This is a genomic window from Gottfriedia endophytica, from assembly GCF_017814275.1.
In the GTDB taxonomy this organism is placed as follows: Bacteria; Bacillota; Bacilli; order Bacillales; family Bacillaceae_G; genus Gottfriedia; species Gottfriedia endophytica.
On sequence record NZ_JAGIYQ010000023.1, the window covers coordinates 1 to 15,983 of the forward strand.

Annotated in this window: 13 protein-coding genes and 6 tRNA genes; all 19 read right to left on the reverse strand. The window is 35.4% G+C overall.

Annotated elements, in window-relative coordinates; translation table 11 throughout:
* Positions 1–141: 141 nt before the first annotated feature.
* Positions 142–651 (reverse strand): GNAT family N-acetyltransferase, encoded by a 510-nt coding sequence (locus J5Y03_RS19330; protein WP_209407641.1) that lies wholly within the window; start codon positions 649–651, stop codon positions 142–144.
* A gap of 268 nt (positions 652–919) precedes the next feature.
* The gene (locus tag J5Y03_RS19335; protein WP_209407642.1) at positions 920–1,996 is read right to left on the reverse strand and encodes a LolA family protein; all 1,077 of its coding nucleotides are present in this window, start codon (positions 1,994–1,996) and stop codon (positions 920–922) included.
* Positions 1,986–3,350, reverse strand: coding sequence for a sensor histidine kinase (locus J5Y03_RS19340; RefSeq protein WP_245208980.1), 1,365 nt, complete (start codon positions 3,348–3,350; stop codon positions 1,986–1,988). Before J5Y03_RS19340 ends, J5Y03_RS19335 begins: the two co-directional genes overlap by 11 nt.
* A 107-nt stretch (positions 3,351–3,457) precedes the next feature.
* The gene (locus J5Y03_RS19345; protein ID WP_209407644.1) at positions 3,458–4,168 is read right to left on the reverse strand and encodes a response regulator transcription factor; all 711 of its coding nucleotides are present in this window, start codon (positions 4,166–4,168) and stop codon (positions 3,458–3,460) included.
* A 574-nt stretch (positions 4,169–4,742) separates the two neighbouring features.
* The gene (locus J5Y03_RS19350; RefSeq protein ID WP_209407645.1) at positions 4,743–5,189 is read right to left on the reverse strand and encodes an SRPBCC family protein; all 447 of its coding nucleotides are present in this window, start codon (positions 5,187–5,189) and stop codon (positions 4,743–4,745) included.
* A 15-nt stretch (positions 5,190–5,204) separates the two neighbouring features.
* Positions 5,205–5,636: an SRPBCC family protein gene (locus tag J5Y03_RS19355; RefSeq protein ID WP_209407646.1), complete on the reverse strand. Its 432-nt coding sequence runs from the start codon at positions 5,634–5,636 to the stop codon at positions 5,205–5,207.
* Positions 5,633–6,139 (reverse strand): MerR family transcriptional regulator, encoded by a 507-nt coding sequence (locus J5Y03_RS19360; protein ID WP_209407647.1) that lies wholly within the window; start codon positions 6,137–6,139, stop codon positions 5,633–5,635. Before J5Y03_RS19360 ends, J5Y03_RS19355 begins: the two co-directional genes overlap by 4 nt.
* 846 nt (positions 6,140–6,985) lie before the next feature.
* On the reverse strand, positions 6,986–7,396 hold the full coding sequence (locus J5Y03_RS19365; protein WP_209407648.1) for a hypothetical protein: 411 nt from the start codon (positions 7,394–7,396) through the stop codon (positions 6,986–6,988).
* A gap of 202 nt (positions 7,397–7,598) precedes the next feature.
* Entirely contained in the window at positions 7,599–9,401 is a 1,803-nt protein-coding gene (gene glmS / locus J5Y03_RS19370; protein WP_209407653.1) for a glutamine--fructose-6-phosphate transaminase (isomerizing), read from the reverse strand.
* A 557-nt stretch (positions 9,402–9,958) separates the two neighbouring features.
* On the reverse strand, positions 9,959–11,302 hold the full coding sequence (glmM, locus tag J5Y03_RS19375) for a phosphoglucosamine mutase (RefSeq protein ID WP_209407649.1): 1,344 nt from the start codon (positions 11,300–11,302) through the stop codon (positions 9,959–9,961).
* 14 nt (positions 11,303–11,316) lie between these two features.
* On the reverse strand, positions 11,317–12,591 hold the full coding sequence (locus tag J5Y03_RS19380) for a CdaR family protein (protein ID WP_209407650.1): 1,275 nt from the start codon (positions 12,589–12,591) through the stop codon (positions 11,317–11,319).
* A complete protein-coding gene (gene cdaA / locus J5Y03_RS19385; RefSeq protein ID WP_209407651.1) occupies positions 12,584–13,402 on the reverse strand; it encodes a diadenylate cyclase CdaA in 819 nt (272 codons plus the stop codon). Before cdaA ends, J5Y03_RS19380 begins: the two co-directional genes overlap by 8 nt.
* Before the next feature lie 243 nt (positions 13,403–13,645).
* A complete protein-coding gene (gene rocF, locus J5Y03_RS19390; RefSeq protein WP_209407652.1) occupies positions 13,646–14,545 on the reverse strand; it encodes an arginase in 900 nt (299 codons plus the stop codon).
* Between the two features lie 806 nt (positions 14,546–15,351).
* Positions 15,352–15,427: transfer RNA gene (locus tag J5Y03_RS19395), tRNA-Ala, on the reverse strand.
* A gap of 26 nt (positions 15,428–15,453) precedes the next feature.
* Positions 15,454–15,525 (reverse strand) — tRNA-Gly (locus J5Y03_RS19400).
* A 14-nt stretch (positions 15,526–15,539) separates the two neighbouring features.
* Positions 15,540–15,612 (reverse strand) — tRNA-Lys (locus J5Y03_RS19405).
* A gap of 55 nt (positions 15,613–15,667) precedes the next feature.
* Positions 15,668–15,742, reverse strand: a tRNA-Gln gene (locus J5Y03_RS19410).
* Positions 15,743–15,758: 16 nt separating this feature from the next.
* Positions 15,759–15,843 (reverse strand) — tRNA-Tyr (locus J5Y03_RS19415).
* A gap of 18 nt (positions 15,844–15,861) precedes the next feature.
* Positions 15,862–15,937, reverse strand: a tRNA-Val gene (locus tag J5Y03_RS19420).
* Positions 15,938–15,983 lie beyond the last annotated feature (46 nt).

The following is a 15,983-nucleotide window of genomic DNA, read 5'->3' on the forward strand; positions in this document are numbered from 1 at the left end:
CTCTGTAAATAGCTTTTTACTCATTCTAACTTTTCCCCAATTTCCATTTTTTCTTATTATACAAAAAAGTACCCTATAGGTAGACTTTTTTTAAGTGTCTATTCTATAGGGTACATTTTATTATAGTGATGGTACTTTTTTTCATTTATTAAACGCAAAAAGCTTAAGTTTTTCAGAGTCATTCGACAGTTGAATCAATCTTTCAAACTGCAACCCTACCTTTTCTAGCAGCTTAGCCGAAGCATGATTGTCTTGATCAGTGATTGCTACAATACGTTTTAGCCCCAATGTATCTTTTCCATATTCCATCACTGCAGAAGCTGCTTCATAAGCATATCCTTTTGCCCAATGTTTTGGATGAAATGCAAATCCAATATCCACATCTTCTAACGTATCTCTTTTTATTAGACCGCAGATCCCAAGCGGGACATGATCCTCTTTTCTTTCCACTAAAAAAAGACAGAACCCATGTTGTTCATACATGCGAATCGCCCCATTCAAAATATAGGCCTTTGCGTCCTCTATCGTTCTTATACCACGATCACCTATAAACTTGAGCCAAGATGGAGTATTCATAAGCTCAAGGATAAACGCCGCATCATCAATTGTTTGTACGCGAAGGGCAAGACGCTCTGTTTCAAGAATATTCATAGCTTTTACACCAGCCTCTCAATCTATCTACCAAAAGAATAGCACTTTTTTCATTAAATGGATACGAACCTTATTAAATAATATTTTCCCAAGGCACACATGCATGGATTTTTACTGTCGATCAGATTAGTAATATTATTTTTGCAGTTTCACTTACTAACCTGTTATTCTGAAAAATAAAAATAACCGCTTACAGATATCATACCGTAAGAGGTTATTATTAATCACACTGTATTTTAAACAATCGAATTTTGTTTTAAATTCCGCCTTATTTATTTGTAGAAAGATGCATACTTTCAGCTAATTTACTCATTTTTTCCAGGCTAAGATCAGGTTGTTCCGCCATAATTGTATAGCGCATACCGTTTTCATCCCATGTTACTGCGCGGATTTCTTCCATATAGCCAGCATGCTGTCCTCGAATTTTAGAATCTTCCCCTTCTATTTTCATACCCTTTTCCTTCGGTGTAGGAAAAATTGACAAAGTAAAAGCGGATCCTTCAGGTGTCTTATAATAAATCGTTACTTCGGTTCGATTCAATTCTCCCTTTAGGTTTAACCATTCTACCATTTCCAATTTTGCTGCCTTTTCATCAAAAATAAGAAACGGTTCTCCCAGCGCTTTCTCTGCTTCTGCGACAGTTCCGGTCATTGGCTTTAGATTATTATCTAGGTTCTCGACTTTTACGTTTTTTGGCAGCTTTAGGATAAAGGTATCTTTCGCGAATTTAGGAGAGAAGTCCAGCTTTTTGTATTCCGTTTCAGTTCGGTTCTCACCTGAATTGGTAATCGACTTCACTATAAACCAAGTTTTTTGATCTACCCAAAATTCCATATCACCTAAAACGGAATTCTTCGATTTAGCTTTTAACTTTAAATGGTAAGTATTAAGACCAAGGATCTTTTCCTCTCCTACCACTTTATACGTATGGGTTTTCCCCATTCCCTCAAGCATCTTTGTAAATTGTTCTTTCGGGCTCATCGATACTGGGACTTCCTCATCTGAAAATGTCATACTCATAGCTTTATCGCTTCCTAGTTCGTAAATAATCACCTTTTTCCCATCGTTAAGTGCAACCGTTTTTTGATTATCTTTTTTAAGATCGGTTGTTATCACCTTTCTTTTTTGGTCATTGCTAACAAATTCTTCCATCATTATATGCTCAGTGACCTCTTTACCCTTGTAGACTTTCATTTCAGATTTGCCATAATAGGCATCAACTTTCTTGTCAGCTTCTAGCACATTTGAAACAATTTTCTCTGCGGAGACAGTCATTCCTCCAGAGCATCCTCCTAATAAACCGATAGATAACGTTGCACCAATTAGTAAGTTTTTAATCTTCATTTCTCGTAACCTTCCTTTCGTTTAGCCAACAAGCTACTAATGTTCCATATCCTGCTGTTGACCAAAGCTTTATTTTTCCATCATGCTGCTCCATTAGCATTTTTGCCACACTTAGCCCGAGTCCTGAGCTACCGCCCTTTCCTCTTGCCCCTTCACCTTGTACAAAAGGTTGAAAAATGCTCTCTTGCATTTCAATCGGAATAGCATTTCCTTGATTTTGAATAATGAGTAGCGTTCCACCCATTCTCCAAGCATTTACTTCTTGAAAAAATGGAGGGAATACAAAGTCTGGAAGGTCCGTATCCGGCGAAATCGCTGCCAGCCAGATTCTTTTCCCCGGATCAGTATGACGGATGGCATTCGCCATCAAATTATCCATTACCCGCATCATCTGTTTGACATTAACATCATAGGTAGACTGAACACATTGAAATATATCCAAGCTGATACCCTTATCTTTACATGGCTGTTCATAGCCCGACAAAAGCATGTCGAAGAATTCCTCCCCGTCTACTTCAACCAATTCCGGCTTTTCCTGTACAGATTGCAGTGCTGTATAGACGGCTAAATCATCAAGCATTTGTTTCATATAAGCAAGTTTTTCAAATAAAATCGTCCGGTACTCTAGCCTTTCTTTTTCAGATAACTTATTTTCAGTTTGCAATGCTTCTGCATACGCTTGAATAACCGTTAGCGGTGTTTTTAAATCATGGGATAAGGCCGCAACAATAAATTCCTTTTCCTTTTGCTGAAGAGAAAGTACATACTGTGTTTGTTCCAATTGTGCTCTCATTTGATGAAAATGTGTAAGTACCTCACCAATTTCATCCTTTCCTGTTCTAATTTCCATTTGTACAGTCTGACCTTTCGCAAACGCTGTCATTTGTGATCGTAAATGCTGCAACGGCCGATTAAACTTTCGATTTAAGAGCATAACAACAACGACATAAATTAGGATAAAAAAACCGCCAAATAGACTAACTAGCAACAAAGTACGATTATTTACTCCTTCGACCCATGTGCTACGGCCAATCGTTAACTCGTAAATTCCAACAGGTTTGCCCTCTGCAAATACAGGCTTTTTCACTATATAAGTTCGCAGATTTTTCTGTACCACATTTAAGTCTTTATACAGATTGTCTACATCACTGGATTGCCAGCTTGGAATGGAATCCTCAATCGAGGAAAATAACATAAATCCATCAGAACGAAACAATGAGATTTTTACTGTATCACTTGCATACTTCTGAATGGCTTTGTATTGGGCGTCATGTTGACTTTGATAGAGAGATGGATCCTTTAGTAAGGGTTCTAATTCGATTAATTTCTTATTTACTTCCATAAACTCAATCATATCTTGCTTTTGATCGAAGTTACTGATGGTGACATACAGAAAATAGAGTGCGGCAACCGGCAATAGCATGACAAGAAAATAACTAATCATTAACCAATATTTTATTTTCATCCTGCTTGTTCACCTATAAAGCGGTAGCCTACACCCCAGACGGTCTGAATAAATTTGGCAGATCGCGTTTCATCCTGCAGTTTAGTACGAAGGCTTTTAATATGAACTGTTACCGTGTTATTTCCATCCATATCATCCTGCTGCCAAATATGCTCATACAGTTCCGATTTCGTAAACGTTCTAAACGGATTTTTTGCTAACAGATAGAGTAAATCCTCTTCTTTCGATGTAAGCAGCAGCGGCTCCTCATTCAAGTACACGACATTTTTTGAATAATCGATAGATAGTCCGTGCAAAAAGTTGAGCATGCTTCCATGATGATCCTTCTTCGTATAGCGGCGATAGCGTCGTAAATGGGAAGAAATTCTTGCACTCAACTCCACCAAGCTAAATGGCTTTGTCAAATAATCATCCGCCCCAAGGTCAAGCCCTCGGATTTTATTCTCATCCTCATGTCTAGCACTCACGATCAGCAACGGTACATCACTTTCCAAGCGAATCCTTTTACAAAGAGTAAACCCGTCCATTTCTGGAAGCATCAAATCTACTAAAGCAAGGTCATAATGGTCATGTTTGAAATCATCCCAGCCTTCTTTACCAGTTGACGCCCATGTCACCTTGTACCCTTCCTTCCTTAGGTGGTCACAAACAATTCGCGCGATTTCCTTGTCATCTTCCACTAGTAAAATAGTTTCCCTCTCATTCATCAGCTATCCCTCTTTCAATTCCCATTATAATCATGATTAACTAACTTTTTTAATTTCTTTATAAACTCTTAATAATTGGTACTTTCCAGTATTAAGCTACTTAAAAAACCTCTATTTTTTAATAGTACCTTCTCTAAAAAACTATCAAACTGCAGTAATTTTTGATATGTACCTTGTAATTCTATCTAAAAATAAGACATCACGTGAAACAAATTTTTTTAATTATTAATTATTTATTCATAATTTGTTCTTTTCTAGGATTTAGGAGCCAGGTAACGAGGAATAAAACATAAACGTTTTTATAAAAATGAGAGGCTTAGCATATTACAAAAAAATAACCTGGTTAGAAAATTACTAACCAGGTTTTTAGATACATGAAGTTTGATTAAAAGAGTTTGATCATTCGAATGAGTCTTATTAAACACAAGAACCCGTTCCTTTAAATTCACTTTTTCACATTCCAGTGTTGTCACTATTTTTGTTTACAATTAAGAAAAGTCGTAATATGGTTACAACCTTAAAAGTAGCCTACCATGATGCGGTAAGCTACTTTTAGCAAAAATACTTAACAAAACTAGATGGTCATTCCATTTAACAATTCAGCAAACCGATCAAAATTCTGTTCATTGGCTTCTATGCATATTGACTTTACATTCTCGAACACTGACGTTTTCTTAAATAGTTGACGGTGTGTGACTCTTGTACTGCTGCCCATGTCCTCGAAAGTAGCTGTAATCAGAAATTCTGGTGCTGACACATGATTTAAAACGATCTGCTTTAAAGGTAAAATTTCAACGAAAATAATATGGTTAGCATAAGTCGTGCCATCTGGCCCGTGCATATCAAATTTCCAATTACCACCAGGTTTCAGTTCGAACTCATGAAACGTATTGGTGAATCCATTAGGACCCCACCATCTAGCTATATATTCAGGATTTGTCCATGCTTGAAAAACTAGTTCCACTGGGGCTTCGAAGACACGCGATGTTATAATTTCATTTGCACTTATACTCTCTTTCATTATACATTCCTCCCGTTAGAATAACTTTCCTAATTCATCGAGCATAACTTTCGTTCCATGTTCTCGACTTTCCGGAGTATCGTAACCGTCAAAAAATGCACCTTGTTCGGTAAAGATTAGCTGTGTGCCATCATTGGTTGATATAAACTCAACTGTTACGATTGATACGGAAATGCGCTTACCTTCCGAATCCAAATTATAAGTATACACAATTCGCTGATCAGGAATAAGTTCTTGATAACACGCATCATAGATAAAGATTGGCCCTTTAGGGGGTCCTCCACTACTATATTCGCGCCCGCCAACTCGGAATTCAAAAATTTCCGGTTTTGAAAACCATTTAGCTTTTGCAACTGGGTCTGCCCAAGAGTTATAGACTTTTGAAGCCTGAGCTGGATAAGTTCGCTCGACGACAAAAGTAGCGTGCTTAACAAAGTGTTCGGTCATGGTTCATCCTCCTTTGATTTCTTCATTTCATTTTCTTCATCCAGAAAATCTCCTAGCAAATCCAATCGGCTTTCCCAATTTGTCTTCCACTGAACGGTTAGTTTTTCATGACTAATTTTCATGGCTTGCAATAGAGTTGTGAAATCTTCAATCGTTAAAGGTGTCTTTTGCTTCATCAACTTAGAAACATACTCTAGCTGATCTAGGAGTTTTTGCTGTTGCTTGATCTGTTCTTTAATCCGGCTCTTTTGAAGGGTAACAATCTCTAGTGGACTGTAATGATCCCCCGCTAGTACTGATTTCACTTCTTCAAGTGATAAGCCTAACTCCTTAAGAGATAAGATTTGTTGAAGGAGTATTAAGTCGGATTCATTATACAACCTATGCCCAGACTGAGTCTGATCTGATGGTGAAAACAAGCCAATTTGATCATAGTATCGTAAAGTTCGAATGGTGACCCCCGATAACTTGGCGAGGTCCCCCACTTTCCAATTCCGTTCCATAACCAACTCCTTTGTTTGTGCTAGCTATTTATTTACCGGTAATTTCACTATAAAACATGACGCTACGTAACGTGCAAGTAGGTAAATGTCTAAAATAAACTTTTTTTTAATAAGTATTACTAAAACAGATTAGATAACATATAAAAAAAGAGCTATAGTTTTATTTCATTTTAAATTCTGTATCAACACTTTCAAAAAAGAAGATTGTTAGTTCTTTGTATATGTATTAATTCTATAAAGTAATGTTATATCCTTTATAAGCTAACCAGAACCTTAGATATTCTTTTTCTTTTAGACATAAAAATACCCCTCCAGATAAACATATCTGTTAAAAGACAAAAAAGTTGGAAATAAAAAGTGTTAATTTTATTGGATTATTTAGTAATAGTTATTAATGATAATTAAAATAAAGTTGGAATTTAAGTACGTTATTCACTATAAATTAACGACAAAAAAGTCGGAAACTGTAATCAAATTTTTTTCACACTTTGTTCATATTTTTTGACAATTATGTGGGTTATATTTAGTATCGCCATAAAATTTAGTAAATTTATGATAATCTATAATATGAAATTAACATAATTTATTATTATTAATATCATTTTCAAAACTAATTATTTTGTTATAAGATTTCGACTGTTAATATATAATCAAACTTGATAAAAAGGCAGAATAAAAAGAAGCTATTTATGATTATTTTTCAAAATAGCTTCTTTTTATGATTATTACCCTTTAGACATTCGGCCTATTTAATCAGTGCGTTCCACGAACAAATTGATTATTTATGCAGTTCACTCTGAATCCCAAAGTTGACTTACATAATTTTTTATTTAGACATCTTCAATTTTAATCAGGTGCGCTCACTATCTTTATCTTTTCAAGTTCAGGTAATAATGATTTATCTACATAAAATGTAGATGCTTTTCCATTATATTTCTCATTAACATCATAGTACAATGATGCTAATAATGAATTATTTTCCATAAATCGAAAATAAATTTTCATTGTATTTTCTTTAGGTTTCTTATAAATTTTCTTTGAATTATCTAACATTAATTGGCTAAATTGTTGGAAATATAAACGTTCTATTCTAAAATATTTTGTAGCATCTGAGTATACTCTTATTTGTTGGATACTAGCAGGATCCCCTTTACCTTCTTTTGTAAAGTACTGCCAATCTATTTTTTCAACTAAAATTGGATCACGTATATTATCATATTTTCTACATCCTATTAAAACAAAGCAGATAAAAATCAAAAAAATTATTTTTTTGATAATAGTCACTTCCTTTAATAATAAATTTCTGAAAAACGTTGTAATTTGTGAGTTAGTTCTTTATAAATGTATTAATTCTATACAGTAACGTTAAATCCTTTTTAAGCTACCCTGAACCTTAAATGTTCTTTTAAACATAAAAATACCCCTTTAGATAATCATATCTAAAGGGGTATAAATTTAATTACTCAACAGTAACAGATTTAGCTAAGTTACGTGGTTTATCCACGTCACAGTCACGGTGAAGTGCTGCATAGTAAGAAATTAATTGTAATGGTAGGATTGTTACTAATGGAGCAAGTACTTCATTTACTTTTGGTAAGATGAAACGGTCGCCTTCCATGTTTAATCCTTGCATTGAGATGATACACGGGTTTGCACCACGTGCTACAACTTCTTTTACATTTCCGCGAATGCTTAAGTTTACTGATGATTGTGTAGCAAGTGCTACAACTGGAGTACCTTCTTCAATTAAAGCGATTGTACCATGTTTTAATTCGCCACCAGCAAAGCCTTCAGCTTGAATGTAAGAAATTTCTTTTAGTTTTAATGCTCCTTCAAGACTTACGTAGAAATCTACATTACGTCCAATAAAGAATGCATTTCTTGTTGTTTCAAGGTATTCTTTTGCGATTTTTTCTAATTCGTCTTTTTGACCGCAAATTGTTTCCATTGCAGTTCCAACGATCGCTAACTCTTTTAATAAATTGAATCCGAAATCTTTTCCTTTTGCTTTTGCTAAGTCAGCTGCTACGATTGCTAAAACAGCTAATTGAGCAGTGTAAGCTTTTGTTGAAGCAACAGCGATTTCTGGACCAGCATGAAGAGCTAATGTATAGTCTGCTTCACGAGAAAGAGTTGAACCAGGAACGTTTGTAATTGTTAATGCTTTATGGCCTAATTTGTTTGTTTCAACTAATACTGCACGGCTATCCGCAGTTTCTCCACTTTGTGAAATGTAGATGAAAAGTGGTCTTTCAGATAAAAGTGGCATGTTGTATGAGAACTCACTTGCTACATGTACTTCAACTGGGATTCCTGCCATTTTTTCGATAAATTGCTTACCAACTAAACCAGCATGGTAGCTAGTTCCACAAGCAATGATATATAAACGATCTGCTTTTAAAAGAGCATTACGAATTTCTTCATCTAAAACTAACTCATGATTCTCATTTTGGTATTGTTGAATAATATTACGCATTACAAGTGGCTGCTCATCGATTTCTTTTAACATGAAATGAGGATATGTTCCTTTTTCAATGTCACTAGCATCTAATTGTGCAGTAAATGGCTCGCGCTCTTTACGTTCACCATTTAAATCCATTAATTCAACGCCATCTTTACGTACTAAAATTACTTCTTTATCCATTAATTCAATAAATTGATTCGTAACTTGAATCATTGCCATTGCATCAGAAGCAACAACATTAAAATCTTCCGCAACACCTATTAATAGTGGGCTCTTATTTTTTGCAACATAAATTACATCTTGATCTTGATTATCTAATAATGCAAAAGCATAAGATCCTTTAATTAATTGTAATGTTGAACGGAAAGCCTCTTCAACAGATAAACCTTTATTCACATGATACTCAATAAGTTGTACGATTACTTCTGTATCTGTATCACTATTAAATGTTACGTTTGATAAATAGTCATTTTTTAATTGCTCATAGTTTTCAATTACCCCATTGTGTACTAACGTAAAACGTTCTGTTGTACTTTGGTGAGGGTGAGCATTACGTTTGCTAGGTACACCATGTGTTGCCCAACGAGTATGACCAATTCCGATATGTCCATCAGCAGCAGTTGGAATTGAGTCGCGAAGTACTGCAATACGGCCTTTTTCTTTAAATACTTCTACGCCTTCATCTGTTAAAAGAGAAATACCAGCAGAATCATATCCACGATACTCTAATTTATCTAATCCTTTTAATAAGATTTCTTTTGCATTTTCATTTCCAATATATCCTACGATTCCACACATACTTTTCATTGCTTTGTAAGTCCAAGTGACAGTCACAATTCGAATAGGAACGAAAAGTTGTTTTCCTAACCGTCCAATTTTGACTTTATTTAATTTTCAATTCCCGCATTATGTTGTACTACTTGGTAGAGGACTTACAAGCAATATCCACCTACCTTTCAATTGTCCGCTCTTCTCAATTAGCGAGTTATTTATTATAATTCAAAATTTAACGATCATCAGTTTATTTACTTTTGTGCACATAGTCACCTATGTGTTTTACGTAAATAATTTCGGTTGTGATGTTCAACCGGGAGTCACCCGCCGAAAACTTCGATAAACTCCACCTCGTCAACTACACTGTTTCGGTCTGTGTAGTTCTGGCGCTTTATTACTATTGATTACACCTATCCTCCTTTACTTGTTAGGAAAACAATAAAATTATCATACACTAGCTTCATAAAATGGTCAAATTAAATTTGACTTATGAACTACTAATGTTTGTTTCGATAATAAAATATGCATAGCTAAACAGTCAAGTGCTAAGCTATGCATACAAATTATTACCTATTCTATTATTATTCTCCAGCTTCTTGCTTTACAACCTCAACAATGCGTTCAACGTACTTTTTGCATTCTTCTTCAGTTGGTGCTTCAGCCATTACACGAATTAATGGTTCAGTACCAGATGGTCGAACTAGAATACGACCATTACCATTCATTTCTTTCTCAGCTTCTGCAATGCTTTCTTTAATTTTTTCATTGTTTAACGCTTCATTTTTATCTTTCACACGAACATTGATTAATAGTTGTGGGAACTTTTTCATTTCGTTAGCAAGTTGAGAAAGAGGTTTACCAGTTTCTTTTATAATGCTAACTAATTGAATAGCACTTAGCATGCCATCACCAGTTGTAATATAGTCTAAGAAGATGATATGACCTGACTGTTCTCCACCTAAGTTAAAGCCATTTTTTCTCATCTCTTCCATTACATAGCGATCGCCAACACCAGCTACAGCGCTTTTGATATTGTTAGCCTCAAGTGCTTTATAAAATCCAAGGTTACTCATTACTGTTGATACAATCGTATTTTGTTTTAAGCGCCCTTTTTCATTTAAATGTTTTGCACAAATGTACATAATTTGGTCGCCATCAACAATATCACCATTTTCATCAACTGCAATTAGTCGGTCACCATCACCATCAAATGCTAGACCAACATTTGCTCCTTTTTCCTTAACAAGGGCAGCTAGAGCCTCAGGATGCGTTGAACCAACACCATCATTAATGTTATAGCCATTTGGGTTATTACCCATTGTGACAATATCTGCTTCTAAATCAGCAAATAGATAAGGAGCTAACGAAGAAGTTGCACCATGTGCACAATCTAACGCTACTAACAAGCCTGAGAAATCTTCTTCGATTGTATTTTTTAAGAAATGCAGATACTTTTGACCACCTTCGAAGTAATCATTCACAACTCCTAATTCATTACCTACTGGACGTGGTAGTTCATCCTCAGCAGCATCCATTAATTGTTCAATTTCATCTTCTTGTTCATCTAATAATTTGAAACCATCTGGTCCAAAAAATTTAATCCCGTTGTCTGCAACTGGATTATGAGAAGCAGAAATCATAACTCCTGCTTGAGCACCTAAAACTTTTGTTAAGTAAGCTACCCCTGGAGTTGAAATAACGCCTAAACGCATAACTTCTGCTCCAATTGAAAGTAAGCCTGCTACAAGTGCTCCTTCTAACATATGTCCAGAAACACGTGTATCTCTACCAACTAAAATTTTTGGTTTCGTTTTATTTTTTGTTAAAACATATCCACCACAACGTCCAATTTTAAACGCTAACTCTGGCGTTAGCTCTTTATTTGCTACACCACGTACTCCATCTGTTCCAAAATACTTACCCATTATAAACTCTCCTTTTATTGCGTTGTTTGTCCTGCTTTATTATCTGTCTTAGAAGGGCTTTTTTCAGTTACTTCTATTTTAATAGTATCCGTGTTCAATGAATAAACTACATTATTTGGTGCACTGATAGATAGTGATACATCGTATGTACCTGCTTTTAAGTCCGAAACTTTTGCAGTCACCGAAATATCTTTATTCTGAATAGTCCCAAGTTGATCTGGGAACCCTCTTGCAGTTACATCTACTGTCCCATCTGATGGAGATAGTATTTTATAGTTAAAATTACTATTTTCTCCAGTTAGTTGGATTGGAATGTTCGAAAACTTTTTAACTCCTTCTTTATCAAGTACAACATTTACTCGAATAGTAGATGGTGATACTTTAAAGGCTCCAGGCGGTAAAGGGACGGTTAATTCATACGTACCATCATCTAATACAGTTGATAAATCTAGAGGTACTTGAATTGGACCTGAAAATGAATTCAACCAATTCAGAGGAGCGTAAACTGACACTGCATTTGTATCGCTAGTAATACTTCTCAACTTAAGATTATCTAATAATGTTCCAGTTGGTACAAACTTAATCGGAACGGTTTTACCTTGGGATACCACTGGAACTGTCACTTCGACTGTTTTGGGCCTGGATCTTAGAAAAACTTCTTTCCCTTCCTTTGAGTAAAGATGTACCTTTACATTCTGACTAAACGTCTGATTGGCCCTTGCAATGTCAACGACCGCCTTTGCATATGACACTTGAGAGACCTCTTGTTCTGTCCCAATAACACTAACCTTAGCTGGATTTACAACGGGTGTGTCTGCTCGATACCCATTTTTTACTTTATCCTGATTTATGTAATCAACCCCAACAGAAACAGATTTCTCTATTTTTTCTTTAATAGTTACTGTTACAGTTCGAGGTTTGATCGTTGCCTTCACTTTATCTGACAAATTCCTATATTTTAACGGAACTTCATAAGTTCCTAGTGCATAATCCGATAGGTCTATATACACCTCAAAATCTTTTTTCAGTTTTGCCGTTTTTACTAAACTATTTGGGCCCTCTAAGGTAACAGAAACTGTATCAGGAATTCCTGTTACGATTAGATTTTCTTGATCATAAATAGCTGTAACTGGTACATCTTTAATTACATTAGACCCTGAAAATATCGGAAATTCACCAATATTTGTACTACTCGGCTGAGGTTCTAGATTAACTGACATAAATAATAGTAATGTAACAAATAAAGCGATACCTCTTAAAAACCAACGACTATCCATAAATTTATCCATTACGTTTCACCTTCCAATTCCAACGAGATGAAGTTGTATCTTCTGGTGAACTAAGCTCTAATTTCAAATGAGCAATTAATTCCTCTTGAGATAAATCCCTAAACAGATGTCCATTTTTAGTAACTGAAATAGCTCCTGTTTCTTCTGAAACAATAATCGTGATACTATCAGTCACTTCGCTTATTCCCATTGCAGCACGGTGCCTCGTTCCCAATTCCTTTGATATAAATGGACTTTCAGACAATGGTAAGTAACAACCAGCTGCTGCAATTGTTTCGCCTTGAATAATGACAGCTCCATCATGCAATGGTGTATTTGGAATAAAAATATTAATTAACAACTCAGAAGTGATATTAGCATTTAGCGAAATACCTGATTCAATATAATCGCCCATTCCAGTTTGTTTTTCGATTGAAATGAGAGCGCCAATTCGACGCTTGGCCATATATTCAGTTGATTTTGCAATACTACTAATAACATTTCCATGTTCATTTTGTTCATTGTGCGTAGTTCTTGAAAAGAATCCACCTCTACCAAGCTGTTCAAGAGCTCTTCTAAGTTCAGGTTGGAAAATAATAATAACAGCTAAAAATCCCCATGTTAATGCCTGATCCATTAAAAACTGAAGTGTATGAAGGCCAAACAAATTACTCAGGACCTTTACGATAATAATAATCGTAACACCCTTTAATAACTGTACTGCTTTTGTGCCTTGTATAATAATAATTAATCTATATATAACAAACCAAACTAATAATATATCTAAACTATTTTGCAATGTATGTAATATGTCTATTTGAAAAGAAGGCATTACGTACCCTCCTATTTATTTAATAAGATTCAATAACCTTCATATTATACCATAAACGAACAAATCCGTATAACTTCTCAAAATTTCTAACATGTCTTTTTCTTTCTATTCTTTATCACTAATCACTAATCTATGTATTAAAAAAGAAAAGCAACCTGGTTATGCAGGAATAGACTCAGACAGAAAAAAATAGGCATAATAAAAAGCGAACCATAATATGATTCGCTTTTTGTTATGCCTATATTACAGAATTTTCTTTCCGAATAAAGATGTAATTAAATCTACTGCTACAACTGCTGTTTTATTTCGCTCATCTAATATCGGATTTACTTCAACAAATTCAATTGATGTTAAAACATTTGCATCACATAGCATTTCCATCGCTAAATGGCTTTCGCGGAAAGTAATACCACCTGGGACAGGCGTTCCTACTCCAGGAGTATATAATGGATCTATCCCATCTAAATCAAGTGATAAATGAACTCCATCACACTCTTTTAAGTAGTCTAATGTTTCTTCCATCACTTTTGTCATACCTAATTTATCAACTTCGTGCATTGTGTATACTTTAATACCTAACTCACGAATAATTTCTCTTTCACCTTCATCTAAATCACGTGCACCAATAATAACTACATTTTCTGGTTTAACTTTAGGTGCATAACCACCAATGTTTGTAAGAAGTGGATGTCCATGTCCTAAAGATACAGCTAAAGACATACCATGAATATTTCCAGATGGTGATGTTTCTTCTGTATTTAAATCACCATGTGCATCATACCAAATTACTCCTAGATTGTTGAAATGTTTAGATACACCAGCTAATGTACCGATTGCAATACTATGATCTCCACCTAATACTAAAGGCATTTTCTTTGCAGTTAAAATTTCATCAACTGATTTGGCTAAAGTAGTACAAACTTCTTTTACTTCTTGTAAGTTTTTTAAGTGTTCATTTTGATCCTTTATTGCATCTTCTCTACGGATAACAGGAATGTCACCGTGATCTACTACATCAACATTTAATGATTGTAGGCTTTCTATTAATTGAGCATATCTGATAGCACTTGCTCCCATATCTACCCCACGTCTAGTTTGCCCTAAATCTAATGGTACTCCTAAAACAGCTATCTCTTTACTCACACAAAATCCCCCTCATTTATATAAGCGATGAAAACGCTTTCTAAAATTATTCTTTTAAAATATTTTAAATCTTTTGTGTAAATGGTTCAACTGCACAAAATTATGAATAGTTATTCAATTTTCAAATTTATGTTTATCTAAATTTGTTGTAAATAAGCCGTTATAATACTGCCATAATCTATCTCCATTATTGAATATGCAAATGCCTATGTGAGATTTCTAAAAGTTACTTGATAAAGTAACTTACATTTAATTTTTAGGGTGTTTTCGTATATATTGTGGCCATTTCAGTATGTGTAAGTTGATTGAAACGTAGGGATGCTTCTTTCCGTGGGGCATGAGCTGAGCCTCCTCGTCGCATACGCTCCTGTGGGGGGGCTCAGACTTCCCGCATTTCCCACAGGAGCCTGGCACCCTTCCATTCGAATCAACTTCTGTCTTAAAAGTTACATACCAAAATGCAACAATCTTAAAAAAAGAGCCAAATTTTATGTCATGAACGGAATGCTAGAATGGAAAAATATTATTTTAATATTAGAAGAGAATGTTGGAGCATTTTTATAGGAGTAAAATGTGATGAACATTACTAACCACTTTGGTATTAATAATCCGTAATGGTTAGAAATATATATAAGACATGGATTAATAAATTTATACTCAATCGAGCTTTTTGTAATTGCAAAAAAATACAGATGCCTAGCTCCTAGAGTAAGTACGGTGATTGAAATAGCTAAGAAATTAGTCAGACAAACTGAAAAAATAAAAAAACTCTTAGACAATTGTCTAAGAGCTAGTGTATATATGTATGGTGGAGCCTAGCGGGATCGAACCGCTGACCTCCTGCGTGCAAGGCAGGCGCTCTCCCAGCTGAGCTAAGGCCCCGGGTATGCTTTTATATACAAAAAGAAAGCGGAAGACGAGGCTCGAACTCGCGACCCCAACCTTGGCAAGGTTGTATTCTACCACTGAACTACTTCCGCATATAAAATAAAAATGAGCCATGAAGGATTCGAACCTTCGACCCTCTGATTAAAAGTCAGATGCTCTACCAACTGAGCTAATGGCTCGTAATAAAAAGTATTACCAAATGTATTAAGCATTATTTGCTCAAAATAAAAAAAATGGCTGGGCTAGCTGGATTCGAACCAACGAATGACGGAGTCAAAGTCCGTTGCCTTACCGCTTGGCTATAGCCCAATATTTTTTAAAAAAATGGTGGAGGGGGACGGATTCGAACCGCCGAACCCACAGGGAGCGGATTTACAGTCCGCCGCGTTTAGCCACTTCGCTACCCCTCCGGATAATATTTAGTTAAATGGTGGAGGATGACGGGCTCGAACCGCCGACCCCCTGCTTGTAAGGCAGGTGCTCTCCCAGCTGAGCTAATCCTCCAACATAAATGGTGACCCGTACGGGATTCGAACCCGTGTTACCGCCG

Excerpts from the sequence above, each read along its gene's own strand:
- J5Y03_RS19330 (WP_209407641.1), bottom strand. The coding sequence starts at position 651 with ATGAATATTCTTGAAACAGAGCGTCTTGCCCTTCGCGTACAAACAATT.
- J5Y03_RS19335 (WP_209407642.1), bottom strand. The coding sequence starts at position 1,996 with ATGAAGATTAAAAACTTACTAATTGGTGCAACGTTATCTATCGGTTTA.
- J5Y03_RS19340 (WP_245208980.1), bottom strand. The coding sequence starts at position 3,350 with ATGATTGAGTTTATGGAAGTAAATAAGAAATTAATCGAATTAGAACCC.
- J5Y03_RS19345 (WP_209407644.1), bottom strand. The coding sequence starts at position 4,168 with ATGAATGAGAGGGAAACTATTTTACTAGTGGAAGATGACAAGGAAATC.
- J5Y03_RS19350 (WP_209407645.1), bottom strand. The coding sequence starts at position 5,189 with ATGAAAGAGAGTATAAGTGCAAATGAAATTATAACATCGCGTGTCTTC.
- J5Y03_RS19355 (WP_209407646.1), bottom strand. The coding sequence starts at position 5,636 with ATGACCGAACACTTTGTTAAGCACGCTACTTTTGTCGTCGAGCGAACT.
- J5Y03_RS19360 (WP_209407647.1), bottom strand. The coding sequence starts at position 6,139 with ATGGAACGGAATTGGAAAGTGGGGGACCTCGCCAAGTTATCGGGGGTC.
- glmS (WP_209407653.1), bottom strand. The coding sequence starts at position 9,401 with ATGTGTGGAATCGTAGGATATATTGGAAATGAAAATGCAAAAGAAATC.
- glmM (WP_209407649.1), bottom strand. The coding sequence starts at position 11,302 with ATGGGTAAGTATTTTGGAACAGATGGAGTACGTGGTGTAGCAAATAAA.
- J5Y03_RS19380 (WP_209407650.1), bottom strand. The coding sequence starts at position 12,591 with ATGGATAAATTTATGGATAGTCGTTGGTTTTTAAGAGGTATCGCTTTA.
- cdaA (WP_209407651.1), bottom strand. The coding sequence starts at position 13,402 with ATGCCTTCTTTTCAAATAGACATATTACATACATTGCAAAATAGTTTA.